Below are 14,427 nucleotides of genomic sequence, written 5' to 3' on the forward strand. Positions count from 1 at the left end.
CGATGGCCACGCCCACGCCAGAGTTCTCCGGCTTTCGGCCCGAATTGCTGGCCGCGCTCGACGTGCCGGGCGTGAACGAGCGCTGGAACGCCGTGCAGGAGCAATTGCACCCGGCCCTGCTGGCCCTGGCCGAAATGCTGCGCGCCGAGGGCCTGCGCCGTTTCCCACGCGCCTGGCCGCTCTATGAGCTGAGCTTCCGCAGCCTGCGCTTTGTGAATCGCGGCCCCAACCAGCGCGCCCCAATCGATGCCTACCACGTCGCCTTTGATCGGCCGCCGCGTGGCTGCGGCCTGCTGGTGGCGGTGAGCGGCGCCGAGCGCCAGATCGTCGTGGCGCTCCAGATCAGCGTGCGCCAGCGCAAGGACGACATGCGGCGCGTGTGGGAAGCCGGCCGCGCCCTGTGGCTGCCGCTGGTGCAGCAGGTGAGCGAGGTGCGCTTTGCCGAAGGGCGCGCGCGTGGCCGCGAAGCCCTGCCCGATGCCTCGGAAACCTGGATGGACCGCTACCTGGCCACGCGCGGATCGGCCTACCTGCTGGCTGGTTTCGCCTACAGCTGGGACGACGAGCGCATTGCACAGCCCGATTTCGCCCGCCAGATCATCGACGACGCGCTGGCGCTGTTCCCGCTCAACGAAGCGCTGATGGAGCAGGCCGAAGAGCTGGACCCGTTCGGCGCAGCGATGTTGCGCGAGCGCCGAGCGCCCTACGTGCCGCCCGCGCTGCCGCCAATCGAAACAATTGTCGAGCGCATCCACGCCCGCGGCTTCGCCATGGCCGACTCGCTGATCCGCGCCTACCATGTCGCGCTGCAAACCAAGCCGCTGGTCATCCTGCCCGGCATTTCTGGCACGGGCAAAACGCGCCTCACGCGCCTCTACGCCGACGCGGTGCTGCCCGCGCCCACGCCCAGCAACGACCACTACCTGCTGGTGGCAGTGCAGCCCGACTGGCATAACGCGCGCGATTTGCTGGGCTACTACAACGCCCTGACGAACAAGTTCCACCCCACGCCGTTTTTGCGCTTTCTGCTGCGCGCCGCCGCCGACCCGGCCATGCCCTATTTTGTCTGCCTGGATGAGCTGAACCTGGCGCGGCCCGAATACTACCTCGCGCCGCTGCTTTCCGCGCTCGAAACCGAAGATCACCTGATCGACCTGGGCATTCCGGCCGCCAGCGCCGAAGCCGTCACTGGCGAGCAGATCAGTAACCCCTTCCGCCTGCCGCTGAATGTGCGCCTGACCGGCACGGTGAATGTCGACGAAAGCACGCACACGCTTTCCGACAAACTGCTCGACCGCGCCAATGTCATCGAGCTGACCGACGTGGATCTGGCGGCGTTCCGGCAATCCTATCGCGAGCCGGTGGACGAAACAGCCTGGCAGACGATCAGCGCCGTGCATGCGATTTTGGCGCGCGCCGGCCAGCCCTTTGGCTACCGCACGATTGCCGAGATATTGCGCTATGTCGAGCAGGCGCGTGGCGTGCTGTCGCCCGCCCAGGCGCTCGACCAGCAGATCAAGCAAAAAATCCTGCCCAAGCTGCGCGGCGACGACACGCCGCGCCTGCGGCGCGCGCTGGTGGCGCTGATCGAACTGCTGTTGGGCCTGCCGCAATCGGCGTGGGGCAAGGCCGCCGCAATCGAGCCCGAAATGGTGAGCGCCGCGCCATTCCCCGAGTCGGCGGAAAAAGTGCGCCGCATGCTCGAACGCCTCGACGCCGACGGCTTCACCGATTTTTATGGCTAGCCGCAGAATCAAAAAGGCCGAAGCGAACGCGCTTCGGCCTTGCTGAGAGATTTACTTGCCTAGCTGCGCGGCGCGATTGCCAGCCCCTGCATTGCCAGCGCGTACTCGATACCCGACTGAAGGTTTGCGCGCGTCGCCATGCCCGTCAGGTCGGCCCCAAGCTGCACCAGCGTTTGCGCGATCTCGGCGCTGATGCCCACCAGAATGATCTGCGCGCCCAGCAGCCGCGCCGCCCGCGCCGCCATCAGCAGGTAGTTCGCCACATTCGTATCCACCATCGGCACGCCAGTGATATCGATAATCACAACATCGGCCTGCTGCTGGCTGATGCCGCTGAGCAGCGTTTCCATCACCTGCCCGGCGCGGTGCGCGTTGAACGCGCCCACCAGCGGCAGCGCCAGAATGCCGTGGTAGAGCGGCATGATTGGTGTCGAAAGCTCGCGGATGTGCGCGTCCTGCTGGCTGATAATCTTTTCGCGCACGTTGGCGAACATCTGCGAAAGCAGGATCATGCTGTTGTGGGCGACCGAATAGCTCTTGCGCAGCCACCGATTATACAGCGCATGGTCGTCGCCAGTTTGCTCGGCCGCAAAGGTATTCAGCATTTCGAGGCTGAGAAACACTGCGTAAAACATATCGTCGACTTTGGCACCCGCTTCGGCGCGCGCCGGCGTCACCATCCGCCAGTAATCGTCGAAGAAATGTGGTTCGTCGAGCAGAATATCGTTAATAAATGCCGTGAGCGCGCCGGTTGTCATGCGCAGCAGCGCTTCTTTTGGAATGCCGGCGTAGGTATCGAGCTGGCGCTCGTGAATATGGTCGGCCAGCTCGGCGGCAAAGGTTGGCAGGTATTCAGTAACTGTGGCTACCAGCGTCTGCTGATCCATTCGGAACGTCCTCGGTTTGATGCTATTGTTATTTGCGCAAATGGCGCATCAAGTATTATAGTGGAATCACTGCCTGCTATACATATGCGTAAGTGATCGAATATCTTGCAATATGCAAGAATATTGCGACAGAATGCACAACTATCAGAGGAGAAGCCTGAATCGTGGATCAACTCACCACTCTTTCGCCACTGGATGGGCGCTACCGCCCCGACGTGGCTGCGCTTGAGGCGTATTTCAGCGAAGCGGCGCTGTTTCGTTACCGCGCCCGTATCGAGATCGAATACCTGATTTTCCTCACCAAGGCCCGCGACGTGACTTTTGTGCCCAAGCTCGAAGCGCAGGCTGCGACCGAGCTGCGCGGCCTGTACCGCTCGTTCCGCGCCGAAGACGCCGAGGCGATCGCCGCATGGGATCGCAAGGTCAACCACGATGTCAAGGCGGTGGAGTACTGGCTGCGCGAGCAGATGGACAAGCTCGGGCTGGGCGCGTGGAAAGAAGCCGTGCATTTCGCGCTGACTTCGGAAGATGTGAACAACCTGGCCTACGCGCTGATGCTGCGCGAGGCGCGCGATCTGGTCATTCTGCCGGCGCTGAATGAGCTGGGCGCGCAGCTCTATGCGCTCGCCGTCGAGCAATCGGAAACGGCGATGCTGGCGCGCACCCACGGCCAGCCAGCCACGCCCACCACGCTTGGCAAGGAGATCGCCGTGTTTGTGGCGCGGCTGCGGCGGGCGCATGTGGCCCTGGCGCAGGTGCAGCTCACTGGCAAGCTGAATGGCGCAACCGGCACGCTGGCCGCCCACGCCGTCGCGCTGCCCGATGTCGACTGGCTGGCGTTCAGCCGCGCCTTTGTGCGCTTTCTCGACCTTGAGCCGGTGCAGCTCACTACGCAGATCGAGCCGCACGACTCAATCGCCGAGCTGTGCGATGCGCTCAAGCGCCTCAATACGCTGCTGATCGACCTGTGCCAGGATGTGTGGCGCTACATTGGCGAAGGCTACATGGTGCAGGCGCCCAAGGCCGGCGAGGTCGGCTCTTCGACTATGCCGCACAAGGTCAACCCGATCGATTTCGAGAATGCTGAGGGCAACCTGGGTTTGGCGAACGCGCTGCTGGAGTTTTTCAGCCGCAAGCTGCCGATCTCGCGCATGCAGCGCGACCTTTCCGACAGCACGGTGCTGCGCAACCTGGGTGTGGCGTTCGGGCACAGCCTGTTCGCCTACCGCCGCGCGCTCAAGGGCCTGGGCAAACTCGGCGTCGACCAGGGGCGTATGCAGGCCGACCTTGCGGCCCACCCCGAGGTGCTGGCCGAGGCGGTGCAGACCATCCTGCGCCGCGAAGGCTACCCCGAGCCGTATGAGGTGCTGAAAAGGCTCACGCGCGGGCGGGCGCTCACGCTCGACGGGCTGCGCGATTTTGTCGACACGCTCGACGTACCCGACGCGGTGAAGGACGAACTGCGCGCCCTGACGCCCGAAGGCTACACTGGCCTGGCGGGAAAGCTGGCGCGCACGCTGGTCAAGCGGGCCGGCTAGCGCGCGTAGTAGGACTCCGGGCCTACTTCGAATATCACCCAGGTACCGCCCGCAAGGGTGGTCTGTTGGCCTATTTCGCCCGCCCGCGCAATATGATACAGTTCCTGCAACGCCCCGGTCTGAGGCAGCGCGGTCACCACCAGCACGTGATGGTCGGCCACGCACCTCTAGCCGGGGCTTTTGCGTGTAGAGCACTGCACCTAGTGCCACAAAGACTCGAAGGCTCGAAGGTAAAACACTTTGAGTCTTCGAGTCTTTGTGGCAATCTGCCGGTATTTCTGACTCCTGACTTCTGACACCTGCGCATTTGGTGCTATGATCGGGCCACACGACGCCAGGAATCGATCACCGAAGAGAGGAGATGCCATGATTGCATATACCATGACGCTGCGCTGCCGAATTGCGAACCGCACTGGCATGCTGGGCCGCCTGACGACCGTGATTGGCGAGCACGGCGGCGACATTGGCGCGATCGACATTGTGCGCGCCGAGCGCGACGTGATGATTCGCGACGTTTCGGTGCGCGTGCAGGACGACGCGCACGGCCAGCGGCTGATCGACGCGATCAACCAGCTGCCCGGCGTGGAGGTGCTGCAATCGAGCGACCGCGTGTTTCTGGCGCACCTGGGCGGCAAGCTCGCCATCCAGAGCCGGGTTCCGCTCAAAACCCGCGACGACCTTTCGATGGTGTATACGCCCGGCGTGGCACGCGTGTGCCAGCGCATTGCCGCCGAGCCCGAGGCCGCGCACAGCCTGACAATCAAGCGCAACAGTCTGGCGGTGGTGACCGACGGCAGCGCGGTGCTGGGGCTGGGCAACCTGGGCGCGGCGGCGGCGCTGCCCGTGATGGAAGGTAAGGCGATTCTGTTCAAGGAGCTGGCCGACATCGACGCCTACCCGATCTGTTTGCAAAGCCAGGACGCCGACACGATCGTCGCGACGGTCGAGCAGATTGCGCCGGTGTTTGGCGCGATAAACCTGGAGGATATTGCCGCGCCAAAATGCTTCAGCGTCGAAGATCGGCTGCGCGCCAGCCTCGACATCCCGGTGATGCACGACGACCAGCATGGCACGGCGGTGGTGGCGCTGGCGGCGCTGCGCAACGCCCTGCGCATTGTTGGCAAGCGTTTGGAAGACGTGCGCGTGGTGGTGAATGGCGTGGGCGCGGCTGGCACCGCGATTATTCTCAACCTGCTGGCGGCAGGCGTGGGCGACGTGCTCGCGTGCGACCTGCGCGGCATCCTGCGGCGCGACGATGTGGCTGCGCTTCCGCCCATGCAGCGCCGCGTGGCCGAATCGACCAACCGTGAGCTGCGTGCTGGTGGGCTTGCCGACGCGCTGGAAGGCGCAGACGCCTTGGTTGGCGTGTCGACCGGCAATATTCTTTCGTCGGCAATGGTGCGCCGCATGGCCACCGACCCGATTGTCTTCGCACTCGCCAACCCCATCCCCGAAGGCGACCCCGACGAGCTGCGCGATGTGGCGCGCATCATGGCGACCGGGCGCTCGGATTATCCCAACCAGATCAACAACGTGCTGAGCTTCCCTGGCATTTTTCGCGGCGCGCTCGATGCGCGGGCACGCGCAATCACGCCGGGTATGCGGCTGGCTGCCGCCGAGGCACTCGCAGCGGTGATCGCGCCCGACGAGCTGAACGAGGACTATATCATCCCAAGCGTGTTCAACCGTGCGGTGGTGCCAGCAATTGCGGGCGCGGTGGCGCACGCCGCTGCCGAGGAAGGCGTGGCGCGGCGCGAACCAGTGTAGGAAATAAAAATCCACAGATTACACAGATTTCTTCATTCCAGTGCCTAATACAGTGGCGGCCAATGAAGGTCGTCCGAAGAATTTACCACCAAGACACGAAGACACCAAGATCTTCAGAATACTGTCGATCTTGGTGCCTTGGTGGTTATTTACAAGGAACTGATAATCTGCGGCATCTGCGTAATCTGTGGATGATTTTGCTCTGCCTACGGCGCGGTGGCGCGCTGTGCGGTTGCAGCCGCCTCCTGCTCGCGCAGGCGCTCCTCAATCGCGGCGATCTCGGCCTGGCGCGCCAGAATTTTCTCGCCGGTGGGCGGGCCTTCGAAGCGGCGGCGCTCAAAGGCGAACCAGATCACCACCATCACTACGGCCAGCGCCACGCCCACGTACAGCACCTTCTCGTTCGGCGGCTGGAAGCCGACCCACGCGAGGATCAGGCCACCTGCGATTGCCAGCACCGCCATCGGGCGCGACAGAATGCCCAGGTTGAACGGGCCTTTGTGCGTCCAGGTGCGGCCCTCGGCCAGCAGGCCCGCCGCAATTGGCATGACATACGAGAGGTACAGGAACACTGCGCAGCCAGCCGCCAAAACGCCAAACGCTGGCGCGTAGAGCGTGCCGATCACCGTCAGCGCCGCGCCAACCCAGATCGCCACCACGGGCGTGCGATACACTGTGCTGACGGTCTTGAGCGCGTTCGAGCCGGGCAGGCCGCCATCGCGCGCGAAGGCGTAGGTCATGCGCGAAAGCGAGGTCAGGCCAGCCAGCGCGCACAGGTAGTTCGAGAAGACGATGCCGATGCTGATCAGGCCGCGCAGCAGGCTTGGCATCGCCGAGTTGCCAAACAGCCAGTAGAACACGCCGCCGCCCTGCGCCGCGCCTTCGTCGAGGCTTGGCATTGCCAGCACCAGCGCGCACACCATAATGTAGCCAAACAGCGCCGACCAGAACACCGCCTGGATCATGCCACGCGGCACAATTCGCGCCGCGTCGCGTGTTTCTTCCGAGGTGTGCGCCGAGGCGTCGAAGCCGGTGATGGTGTAGCACACCAGCAGCAAGCCCAGCAGAAACGCCTTGAACATGCTCTCGGTGGCTGGCCACACGCCCGCGCCCGGTTCGCCGGTGTAGTTCTTGAAGGTGAACAGCCGGCTGAAGTCGAGGCTCGGCGCGAAGGCCAGCAGCGCAATCGTCAGGATGATCGCCGTGGCAAAGATCAGGTAGCCGCTGAAGTCGGTCAGCATCGTCGTCACGCGGATGCCGAAGTGATTGAACAGCGCCTGTGTGATGACGATCAGCGTGACGACCAGAAACTGCGGGATGTTGAAGGTGGTGCCCAGCATGTCGACATTGCCGACTTGCGTGAGGTCAATGCCAAACATCGGCCCGAGGATCAGGCCGTTCAGCAGGAAGTACAGGCCCACGTCCACCGACGCCACCACGAAGACCAAACCCAGCAGGTTGTACCAGGCCGTCGCCCAGCCCCAGCCCTTGCCGCCCAGGATCGAACCCCAGTGGTACAGGCCCCCCGCAGTCGGGTAGGCCGAGGCGATCTGCGCCATTGAAAGCGCGACGATCAGCGCAAAAAGCGCGCCAACCGGCCAGCCGATACCGATGGCGCCGCCGCCAGCAGCGTTGAAACCCGTCTGGAATGAGGTGAGCCCGCCCGCCACGATGCAGATGATCGCGAATGAGATCGCGAAGTTCGAGAAGCCGCTCATGCGCCGCAGCAATTCCTGGGCATAGCCCATATTGTGCAGCTCGTGTACGTCTGCGTCGTGCTCGTGCGACGCGCTGTGATTGGGTGCCATGCGGAAATCCTCCTGTGTTACCGGTCAGGTCCAATCGCGTACATGTCCATTGCCAGTGCGACTGCACGTTGCCAGCGTGCGCGCCGTGCCGCCCGTGTCTCTGCGGTACTTTGTGGCGTGTAAACCTCCGCTGCCCGCCACGACGCGGCGATCGCGTCAAGGGGAACGCCGTGGGCGTGGTGGCGGGCCATATGGGCTACTCCCGAGGCGGTGGCCTCGACTTCGGCGGCGACCTGTACCTCTGCGCCGAGGCTGTCGGCCAGGGATTGCATCAGAAAGCGGTTGCGCGCCGGCCCGCCATCCACCCGCAGCGCGGCGAGCGGCAGGCCCGCGTCGCTCTGCATGGCTTCGGCTACATCGGCGACGCGCTGGGCCAGCCCCTCAAGCGTGGCGCGCGCCAGCTCGGCACGCCCGCTGCCGCGGCTCAGCCCGAAGATGGTGCCGCGCGCCTCGGGCTGCCAGAAGGGCGCGGCCAGGCCGGCCAGCGCGGGAATATACAGCGGCGTCGTCGCCGGGTCGGCCGATTGCGCCAGCGCGTCGCTTTCGGCGGCGGTGGCGACAATGCCCATCTCGTCGCGCAGCCACTCCACCGCCGCGCCAGCCACAAACACGCCGCCGTCGAGCGCATAGTGCGTGAGCGCGGGCGTTTGCCAGGCCACCGTGCCCAGCAGGCCGTGGCTGCTGTGCGCAGGCGCGCTGCCGCTGTTCATCAGCAGAAACGCGCCGGTGCCAAAGGTGCATTTGGCGCTGCCGGGCGCCAGGCAGCCCTGCCCGAACAGCGCGGCCTGCTGATCGCACAAGAGCGCATGGAGGGTGAGCGCCCGCCCGCCAATAGTAATCTCACCCGCGTCCCCAGCAGAAGGTACGACATCGGGCAGGATCGCGCGCGGCACATCGAACAGGGCCAGCAGCTCGTCGTCCCACCGCAGCGTGGCAGTGTTGTACAGCAGCGTGCGCGCGGCCGTGCTGGGGTCGGTGCGGTGCAGCCGCCCGCCGCTGAGCCGCCACATGATCCAGGTATCGACCGTGCCGAAGCGCAATTCGCCAGCCGCCGCGCGCCGCGCCAGCGCGGGCTGGTCGCGCAGCACCTGCGCCAGCTTGCTGGCCGAAAAGTAGGGGTCGAGCAGCAGGCCAGTGCGTGAGCGCACCAGCGCGCCATGCCCTGCTTCCTCAAGCTCGGCGCAGATCGCCGCGCCACGCTTGTCCTGCCAGCTAATCGCGGGCGTGAGCGGCGCGCCGCTGCTGGCATCCCACAGCAGAAACGTCTCGCCCTGGTTGTCCAGCCCGGCGACGGTGGCGGGGTAGTCGGCCAGCAGCGGCGCGCAGGCATCCTCGACCGAGCGCAGAATGTCGAGCGGGTCCTGCTCGATCTGCGTTTCGCCCGTTACGGTCGTGTGCACCGGCGCGCTGTTCGTGGCCAGCACGCGCCCGGCGCGATCCATAATCAGCGCCTTGGTCTGGCTGGTGCCCTGGTCGATGCCGAGAATGTACTCAGTCACATTCCACCTGTATCGCCCGCGTGAAGACAAGGAGACAACGAGACACGGGAAGCCTTAAACGCCCCAGCCGAAGTATGCGTAATGTTTTGCCACGAAGACTCGAAGGCACGAAGGAGAAAAGAGACTTTGAGTCTTGGTACCTTGGTGGCAAACTGTTGGGCAGGTGTTGAAAAGATGCACTACCTGCCGTGGCCCTTGTCTCATCGGTCTGCCGTCGTATTGCTCAATATCCAGGTCGCCGCTGCCCGCCCGGCTTGCGCGCCATGCAGGGCTGCCTCGGCAAGGCTGCTTTCGCCCGCTGCCGCCCCGCCCGCAACGAACACGCCCAGCAGCGCGGCCAGCCCCGCCAGCGGCGGCGCGAGCCAGGGCTCCTGCGGCGTCGCCAGCACCAGCGTGTCGCATGGCAGCGCGCTGCCGCCGGGGAGCGCCACGCCCGCAATGCGCGGCCAGCCCTCGATGCGCGCCACGCCCGCAACCTGCGCGACAATCTCAGCGCCGGCCTGCGCCAGCAGCTGCGCGGTTTGCGCGGCCCAGCGCCCGCCACCCGCCACTACGATGCGTCGTCCGGGTGGCACGCCTGCTACCGTCAGCAGTTCCAGCGCGGCGCGGGCCGTGAACACGCCAGCCGGGCGCGTGCCCGGAATCGCCAGGTTGCCGCGTGTCCTTTCGCGCCCGCCAGTGGCCAGCACCAGCGCGCCAGCGCGCACGATTCGCAATCCACCCGGCCCCAGCAGCTCCAGCGCCAGCGCGCCTTCCGCATGGACCGCGCCGCGCAGCGCCGTGCCGTAGCACGCTTCGGCGTTTGCAGGAAGCGCGGGCGTGTCAAAGGGCAAACCCATCGCTGCCAGTGCGCCGCCCGGCCCGGCCGCCATGTCGGCCAGCAGCACGCGCGCGCCCGCTTCGGCGGCGGCCAGCGCGGCAGCGCAGCCGGCCGGGCCTGCGCCAACCACGGCGACATCAAATTGGGCGGCTGGCGCGGCGTGCTTCACGGCTGGCCTATAAGGATTGTTGCAAGTTTGCAGGTTTGAAGGTTGCAGGTTGTGCAACTCAACATTTTGTGCTAAGCCAAAAGATTCACCACAGAGACACAGAGGTTTTGCGGGATCTTGGTTTGGGCGTATAGCAATACGCCCTTCGCTGGCTCTGTGCTTCTCGCTTCCTGCCTCCCGCCTACTGCTTTCTGCGTAATCTGTGGATTACTTCTCTTCGCCTGATCTGTGGATTGCTTAACCCACGATGATTTCCGAGCCGGCGACGTGCTTCCGCACACGCGCGATGCTGCCGCCGCTTGCCTCGGCCAGCAGCTGCGCGAGCGACGCGATGCACAAGCTACCCTGGCATGGCCCGGCCATGGTCCACAAGCGGCGCTTTAGCGCGTCGAAGGTGCGGGCGGGCACGGGGCCGTGCATGGCGGCGCGAACTTCGCCGGCGCTCACCTGTGAGCATTGGCAGACGATCTGGCCGTAGCCCGGGTCGCGCGCAAGCAGCGCGGCAATCGCGTCCGCGCCAGCGGTGGCGACGCGCGGCGCAGGCGTGCGCCCCGGCAGCGGCGTGCTGCGCGGCACGAGCGCCAGCCCCTGCGCGGCCAGCAGCTCGGCCACATACGCGCCAATCGCAGGCGAGGCCGACAAGCCGGTTGAGCGGATCCCCGCGACATGCAGCAGGCGCGGGCAGCCCTGCGCCGGGCGAATGATATAGTCGGGTTCGCTGCCGACCGAGCGCACGCCCGCGTACTGCGTGATTGGCGCGCTGCGGGCCAGCGACGGCACCAGCCGCTGCGCCCCTCGCCACACCGCTTCCAGTCCCGCGTCACTGGTCGCCCAATCGCTGGGGTCGCCGGTGTCTTCGGCGGTGGGGCCAAGCAGCAGGTTGCCATGCGCCGCCGGGGTGATCAGCATGCCCTTGGTGGTGGGCGACGGCGTTGGCAGCAGGATGGTATCAATTGGCGGCGCGCTGGCCGGGTCGATCACGACGAGCTGGCCTTTGCGCGGCGCGATGGTGAACGAGTCGTCGCCAACCATGCGCGCAATATCGGCGGCGGCCAGCCCGGCAGCATTGACGACATAGCGCGCCCGGATGCGGCGGCGGCTGGTTTCCACCAGCAGGGCATTGTCTTCGGCACGAATCGCCGCCACTGCCTCGTCGAGCAGGATGTGCGCGCCAGCCAGGGCGGCCACCTCGGCGTAGGCCAGCGTCAGCCCAAACGAATCGACAGCTGCCTCGCCGGGGATGCGCAGCGCGCCCTGTGTGGCGGGATGGATGTATGGATACTGCGTGTGTACGGCGTTCGCGTTCAGTCGCTCGGTGGCGATGCCATTGGCGGCGGCTTTTTTTTCATACGCATCCAGCTGCACCATGTCGGCGGCGCTGAGCGCGAGCATCAGTGCACCGCACGGCCGCCTGCCGACGCCTAGCGCATCACAGAGCTGCGCGAAACTGCTGTGCGCCGCCGTCACCAGCCGCGCCTCCAGCGAGCCGGGCGGCGCGTCGAAGCCGGTGTGCGCGATGGCGGTGTTGGCGCGGCTGATGCCCTGCCCGACATCGGGCGCGGCCTCGCAGAGCGCCAGCCGCAGGTTGTAGTGCGCGAGCGCCCACAGGGCCGCGCAGCCCACCACGCCGCCACCAACCACCAGCACATCATATGTCGGGATGTCGTCGGGCATGGCCGAAACCCCGCGCGCCGGGTAGGGGCGAAGCATTGGTCGTCTGCACAAGTGCAGACGACCAATGCTTCGCCCCTACTCCGGCGTTACATACGCCGCCGTGATGCCGCCATCGACCGTAAACGTCGCGCCGGTGACGTAGGACGATTCGTCCGACGCGAGGAAGAGCGCGGCGCTGGCGATTTCGCGCGCCTCGCCAAAGCGCCCAATCGGGATGTGCACCAGCCGGCGCTGCTTTTTCTCCTCGGTGTTGAGGAACTTCATCAGCAGCTCGGTGCGCAGTGGCCCCGGGCAGAGCGCGTTGACGCGGATGTTTTCGCGGGCGTGGATCACCGCCAGCTCGCGGGTCATCGCCAGCACGCCGCCCTTGCTGGCGGTATAGGCGATCTGGGGCGTAGCCGCGCCAAGCAGCGCCACAAACGACGCCACGTTGATAATCGAGCCACCGCCAGCGCGGCGCAGCGCCGGGATGCCATATTTGCAGCCCAGGAACACGCCCTTGAGGTTGATGTTCATGGTCAGGTCCCACACCGACTCCTCGGTAGTGATGGCATTGTCGTCGTCGCTGTGCATGATGCCGGCGTTGTTGAACAGCACATTCAGCTTGCCGAACTGCTCCTCGGCGGCGCGCACCATGCCCTCGGCGTCGGCGGCCTTCGACACGTCGGCGCGCACATAGGCTGCCCGCCCGCCCGCGCCCGTGATCTCTTCCACCACGGCCTGCCCGGCCGCGTCGTTCACATCGGCCACCATAATCGCGGCGCCCTCGCCGGCCCACAGCAATGCCGCCTCGCGGCCAATCCCCGAGCCCGCGCCCGTGATCAGGGCCACTTTGTCGTGTAGTCGCATACAAACTCCATTTACGATTGAAGATTTACGATTTACGGTTGCTTTTGCACTATTGAGGCATTGCTGCTTGCAATAGCGTCAAATCGGAAATCCAAAATCGCAAATCGTAAATCGCTTTAGGCTCGTTCAAAGAAGCGCGCGCGCTCCCAGCTTGTTACCACTTCGTCGAACTTGCGCTGCTCGGTGCGGATGAAGTGCAGGTAGTGCTCGGCCACATCTTCGCCAAAGGCCTGGCGCGCAAAGTCGCTGCGCTCGAACTCGCCAATCGCCTCGTACAGGGTCGTTGGCACGCGCGGCAGGCTCTGCGCGGCGTACACGTCGCCCTGGAAGATTGCGGGCGGCTCGACCTTGTTGGCGATGCCATCCAGCCCGGCCGCGATAGCGGCGGCGTAGGCGATGTAGGGGTTGGTGTCTGCGCCGGGCAGGCGGCACTCGACGCGCAGCGATTTGCCCTTGCCCACCACGCGAAAGCCGGCGGTGCGGTTGTCGTAGCTCCACGCAATGCCGGTTGGCGCCCACGAGCGCGACTGGTAGCGCTTGTATGAGGCGACGTAGGGGGCGTAGCAGGCCGAAAGCTCGCGCGCGCGCTGCATCCAGCCGCCCAGGAAGTGGCGAAAGGTGTCGTTGCTGGTGATCTTGCCCACCAGCGGCGTGTCGCCCTTGAAGGCCGACTCCTCGCCGTCCCACAGGCTCATGTGGATGTGGCAGCTCGAGCCGGTGTGGCGCTCGTCCCACTTCGCCATGAAGGTGATCGCGCGGTTCTGCTGCCACGCGATCTCTTTGGCGGCGTGCTTGTAGAGGATGTTGCGGTCGCACTGCTCCAGCGCGTCGCAGAACTGCAGGTTGATTTCCTGCTGGCCCAGGCCGGCCTCGCCCTTGCTGAACTCAATCGGCACGCCGCTGTTGTCGAGGTGGCGGCGAATTGCACCCACCAGCTCGTCTTCCTTGGTGCCCTGGAGGATGTGGTAGTCCTCGTTGTAGTCGCCAATTGGCCGCAGGTCGTGGTAGTTCTTGGCCTTGGCGCTGTCAAAAGTTTCGTTGAACAGGTACAGCTCGATCTCCGAGCCGCCCATCACGGTGAAGCCCATCTCCTTGGCGCGGGCGAGCTGGCGCTGCAACATGCGGCGCGGCGCGACTTCGACGATCTCTTCTTCCTGCGTGTACAGGTCGCACAGCACAATTGCCGTTTTCGGCAGCCAGCTCGCGAAGCGCAGCGTCGAAAGGTCGGGCACGCAGTGGAAGTCGCCGTAGCCAGTTTCCCAGCTTGTGTACTTATAGCCGGGGATTACATCCATTTCCATGTCGCAGGCCAGCAGGTAGTCGCAGGCGTGCATGCCGTCGTCGGCCACATGATCCATAAAGAAGTGGCCGGTGATGCGCTTGCCCATCAGGCGGCCATACATGTCGGGGAAAACAGTCAGCACCGTCTCGATCTCGCCGCGCTCGATCAGCTCGCCGAGCTGCGCGCGGGTCAGCATGCCGGGGACAGCGCCATGAGCCATACGTCACCTCGTCGTCATAGGTCGCGGGTACGGAACAATCAGTCGGCGGATCAGCGCTGCCGCACAATTGCGAGCGGGACTGGCGCGTTGCCAACTACGGAAATGGTTTGAACTCACACCTAATCGGGGACGCGCCTATTCTAGGCGAAGCGCTTGCGGGCGTCAACAT

At 65.3% G+C, this 14,427-nt stretch carries 10 protein-coding genes; 3 read left to right on the forward strand and 7 right to left on the reverse strand.

The annotated features are described in order from the left end of the window. Window positions 1-2: 2 nt before the first annotated feature. The gene (locus tag M1P90_RS26630; protein ID WP_483698642.1) at window positions 3-1,745 is read left to right on the forward strand and encodes an McrB family protein; all 1,743 of its coding nucleotides are present in this window, start codon (window positions 3-5) and stop codon (window positions 1,743-1,745) included. A 59-nt stretch (window positions 1,746-1,804) separates the two neighbouring features. Here the strand turns inward: M1P90_RS26630 and M1P90_RS26635 are convergent, their stop codons facing one another. Beyond that, window positions 1,805-2,632, reverse strand: coding sequence for an STAS domain-containing protein (locus M1P90_RS26635; protein ID WP_483698643.1), 828 nt, complete (start codon window positions 2,630-2,632; stop codon window positions 1,805-1,807). Between the two features lie 164 nt (window positions 2,633-2,796). Between M1P90_RS26635 and purB the strand changes: the two genes are divergently transcribed. After that, window positions 2,797-4,170, forward strand: a complete 1,374-nt coding sequence (purB, locus tag M1P90_RS26640) for an adenylosuccinate lyase (protein ID WP_483698644.1) — start codon at window positions 2,797-2,799, stop codon at window positions 4,168-4,170. A gap of 366 nt (window positions 4,171-4,536) precedes the next feature. Further along, entirely contained in the window at window positions 4,537-5,937 is a 1,401-nt protein-coding gene (locus M1P90_RS26645; RefSeq protein ID WP_483698645.1) for a malic enzyme-like NAD(P)-binding protein, read from the forward strand. A 206-nt stretch (window positions 5,938-6,143) separates the two neighbouring features. On the opposite strand, the gene M1P90_RS26650 is transcribed toward M1P90_RS26645, so the two are convergent. From M1P90_RS26650 to M1P90_RS26675, 6 genes are all read right to left on the reverse strand, one after another. Further along, window positions 6,144-7,745, reverse strand: coding sequence for an amino acid permease (locus M1P90_RS26650; protein ID WP_483698646.1), 1,602 nt, complete (start codon window positions 7,743-7,745; stop codon window positions 6,144-6,146). A gap of 17 nt (window positions 7,746-7,762) precedes the next feature. Next, entirely contained in the window at window positions 7,763-9,244 is a 1,482-nt protein-coding gene (locus tag M1P90_RS26655; protein ID WP_483698647.1) for an FGGY family carbohydrate kinase, read from the reverse strand. 200 nt (window positions 9,245-9,444) lie between these two features. Further along, the gene (locus M1P90_RS26660) at window positions 9,445-10,233 is read right to left on the reverse strand and encodes an FAD-dependent oxidoreductase (RefSeq protein WP_483698648.1); all 789 of its coding nucleotides are present in this window, start codon (window positions 10,231-10,233) and stop codon (window positions 9,445-9,447) included. A 237-nt stretch (window positions 10,234-10,470) separates the two neighbouring features. Then, a complete protein-coding gene (locus M1P90_RS26665) occupies window positions 10,471-11,943 on the reverse strand; it encodes an FAD-dependent oxidoreductase (protein WP_483698650.1) in 1,473 nt (490 codons plus the stop codon). Window positions 11,944-11,982: 39 nt separating this feature from the next. Then, window positions 11,983-12,756 carry a glucose 1-dehydrogenase gene (locus M1P90_RS26670; protein WP_483698651.1) on the reverse strand — a complete coding sequence of 258 codons (774 nt, stop codon included), beginning with the start codon at window positions 12,754-12,756 and terminating at the stop codon, window positions 11,983-11,985. Window positions 12,757-12,872: 116 nt separating this feature from the next. Beyond that, on the reverse strand, window positions 12,873-14,258 hold the full coding sequence (locus M1P90_RS26675; RefSeq protein ID WP_483698652.1) for a glutamine synthetase family protein: 1,386 nt from the start codon (window positions 14,256-14,258) through the stop codon (window positions 12,873-12,875). Window positions 14,259-14,427 lie beyond the last annotated feature (169 nt).

The sequence above is a fragment of the Kouleothrix sp. 19917 genome (genome assembly GCF_057073505.1).

Coding starts and splice junctions, on each gene's coding strand:
- M1P90_RS26630 (WP_483698642.1), top strand. CDS start 3: ATGGCCACGCCCACGCCAGAGTTCTCCGGCTTTCGGCCCGAATTGCTG.
- M1P90_RS26635 (WP_483698643.1), bottom strand. CDS start 2,632: ATGGATCAGCAGACGCTGGTAGCCACAGTTACTGAATACCTGCCAACC.
- M1P90_RS26645 (WP_483698645.1), top strand. CDS start 4,537: ATGATTGCATATACCATGACGCTGCGCTGCCGAATTGCGAACCGCACT.
- M1P90_RS26650 (WP_483698646.1), bottom strand. CDS start 7,745: ATGGCACCCAATCACAGCGCGTCGCACGAGCACGACGCAGACGTACAC.
- M1P90_RS26665 (WP_483698650.1), bottom strand. CDS start 11,943: ATGCTTCGCCCCTACCCGGCGCGCGGGGTTTCGGCCATGCCCGACGAC.
- M1P90_RS26670 (WP_483698651.1), bottom strand. CDS start 12,756: ATGCGACTACACGACAAAGTGGCCCTGATCACGGGCGCGGGCTCGGGG.
- M1P90_RS26675 (WP_483698652.1), bottom strand. CDS start 14,258: ATGGCTCATGGCGCTGTCCCCGGCATGCTGACCCGCGCGCAGCTCGGC.